Origin of the sequence: Mesorhizobium sp. B3-1-7, assembly GCF_006439385.1 — a bacterium.
GTDB lineage: Bacteria > Pseudomonadota > Alphaproteobacteria > Rhizobiales > Rhizobiaceae > Mesorhizobium.
On the sequence record NZ_VFTL01000081.1, the window covers coordinates 1 to 2,642 of the forward strand.

General features: G+C 58.7%; 3 protein-coding genes and 1 pseudogene. 2 read left to right on the forward strand and 2 right to left on the reverse strand.

Translation table 11 applies throughout. The annotated features are described in order from the left end of the window. Positions 1–653: 653 nt before the first annotated feature. Positions 654–788, reverse strand: coding sequence for a hypothetical protein (locus tag FJ417_RS33750; RefSeq protein ID WP_246687645.1), 135 nt, complete (start codon positions 786–788; stop codon positions 654–656). Between the two features lie 478 nt (positions 789–1,266). Next, on the reverse strand, positions 1,267–1,428 hold the full coding sequence (locus FJ417_RS32935; protein ID WP_226892136.1) for a DUF1127 domain-containing protein: 162 nt from the start codon (positions 1,426–1,428) through the stop codon (positions 1,267–1,269). 208 nt (positions 1,429–1,636) lie between these two features. On the opposite strand from FJ417_RS32935, the gene FJ417_RS33755 reads away from it, so the two are divergent. Both FJ417_RS33755 and FJ417_RS33760 read left to right on the forward strand, forming a co-directional pair. Further along, complete coding sequence (locus tag FJ417_RS33755) at positions 1,637–2,047, forward strand: transcriptional regulator (protein WP_246687646.1); 411 nt, start codon at positions 1,637–1,639, stop codon at positions 2,045–2,047. Between the two features lie 53 nt (positions 2,048–2,100). Further along, a pseudogene (locus FJ417_RS33760) lies at positions 2,101–2,642 on the forward strand (adenylate cyclase); the annotation flags it as partial.

A 2,642-nucleotide genomic window follows, 5' to 3' on the forward strand; every position in this document is an offset into this window, starting at 1 on the left:
ATGGTTGCGGTCCCCTTTTCGACGACGCGGACTACCCACTCAGTGCCGGCAGATTTCACCCGCACGTCGTCCGGTTCCCCGCCCACCATCCCATGCCACCGTGATACGAATTCAAGTCAGTACTGCTGACAACCAACTATGGTGTGGATTTTGTCAATCCAACCCTTTTTAATGGTTGATATTCATATAGCTAATGACAACGAAAACACTCAACAAAATTGGAGTTCGCGGCCTTTTACCAGGAAATAGACCATCTATAAGCCGCCACAATCAATGTTCTGGATCAGAGCTTTTAGTCATCTGACCCAAACATCTTTGTTCTTTTATTACTGCTGTGCGTTGACTTCGTAGCTCTTGATCACACCTGCCACGACTATGGCCAAGTCCGTCAGAATCGAACATTGGCGACGGCAGGTCGGCGACGGACATTACCCCGGTCCAATTTGACCATCCGCTTTCAGGTGAGGGAAAAGCTCGTGTTGACGACCGCTTTTGCGGCGCATTGCCGTCGAAGCTCGATGACTCGGTGAAAGGCGGCTTTCGCGGCGTCGCAGCCCGAAACCTGGCAGCCCGTTTCCCCAGCCCGAACTCGCAGCACAACAATACCGTCGAGCGAAGAGGTCATCCGCGTACACGGATGCCCCCCTACGGCATCAGATTCCAGTTCGTTCTGCCAAGAGCAAAGCGTCTTCGATATAGACGCCCAAATACCGCACTGTATTCTCGATCTTGGTATGCCCGAGCAGGATCTGAATGGCGCGCAGATTGCCCGTCGCCTTGTAGATCATTGCAGCCTGTGTTCTGCGCAGAGAATGCGTCGCAACCCTCCCGTCTCGATCCAAGAAGAAGCGGGTTGCCCATATTTGTTTCTGCGTCAAAGGGCGTTTCGTTCCGACGGTCTTTCCCGCATCCAGGCGGCGCGGCCACGAGCCGCAGCATCATAGTGAGAGTAACCCATCTCATTTCTACTCGGCCTTGATTGGGCGGGAGGGGTAACTAGATGGAGCTGACTGCGGCGGGGCCGCGTGCGGACTGGCCCTTCTGCTGTGACGATAATAGCGGAGCAGACGTTAGCCTATGCAAGCCAAATGGCCGCTATCGACCGCCATCCCGGACCTTCCCAAGCCCCCCGCACTTCCCCGAAAGCCGCTGCTCAGCGGCTCATTTTGAGCGGCAATGATTACAGTTCGAGTGCGGCACCCCGAATTTGAAGCCCGCAAGCGCTTCGACAGTCAGGCAGATACTAGTTCAAACTATGAATGCAAGTCACGCCTCCCAGAACGGCTTTTGCAGTTCCGCCTCGACGGCAGCCAGGGTGAGACCGACGTCGTCGACCCTTTGAGGCCCATCTTCCGCCAGTCGCTTCAGCTCCTCGCGATAGTATATGCGCTCGCGCCAGAGGCCGCGCAGGGCGATGAGTCTCGCCAAGACCGATGCCGGTCCAGTCGTCCACGTCCGCTGTTCGCTCCAGAAAGACTGGTAGAATCTTGAGGTAAGAGAGAGTTGCGTGCTCATTTGGCTCGTCCTTTCTTGGTGCTGCTAAATCGATGACGCTACTTTGGCGGATGCGCGGACCTGCGTACTAAAGCGCGGCCGAAACTGTTTCGAAAAATTCCGAAACGTCTAATATGGCGGGATGCATCACTTCGCCTTTGGTCCGTTCGTGCTCGACCCTGTGAAGGGGACGCTCCTGCGGCAAGAGATACCGATCTCCATCGGGCATCGCGGCATCACGCTGCTCACCACGCTTGCGGCCCGGCCCGGCGACATCCTGACCAAGGCCGAGCTGATGGAAGCCGCCTGGCCGGGCCTGGCGGTCGAGGAAAGCAATCTTACCGTCCAGATTGCGACCCTGAGGAAGGCGCTCGGCCCTACCGACCAAGGTGGCGACTGGATCGCCACCGTGCCTCGCGTCGGCTACCGCTTCACCGCTCCTGTCGAGCGCGTGGAAGGTTCAGTGCAGCGACCGATCGCGCCGTCCGGCAAACCCACCATCGCCGTGCTGCCCTTTGCCAATTTGAGCGGCGATCAGGACCAACATATCTGAGCGACGGCATCACCGAAGATATCATCACCGAACTGGCGCGATACCGGTCGCTCGTGGTGATCGCCCGCAATTCAGCTTTTCAGTTTCGTGGACCAGCGCCGGATCCCGCGGAAGTCCACCGGCAACTCGGCGCGCGCTACCTCGTCGAGGGCAGCGTGCGACGGCTCGGGGACCGCATCCGGATCACAGCGCAACTGATCGACGGCGCCAGCGGCTTCCATTTATGGGCTCAACGCTACGACAGGGCGCTTGAGGACATCTTTTCGGTTCAGGAGGAGGTGGCGGCCCTCGTGGCTTCAACCGTCCAAGGCGCTGCCGAGGCAGATGCGACTAGCCGCTCGCGGCGAACCCCGCCGGCCGATTGGGCCGCCTACGACTACTACTTGCAGGGTCGCGCGCACTACCATCAGTATGAAATGGACAAGGGCGAATCCATGTTCGCCCGGAGCGCCGAACTCGATCCGGCTTTTGCTCAAGGTCATGCCTATCTGGCGCAGTGCCTGGTTGCGCGATTCTGGTACGACCGCGATCCTCGTACGCTGCAAAGTGCCTTGCAGTCTGCGCGCACGGCGCTCCTGCTCGACCGGAATGACGG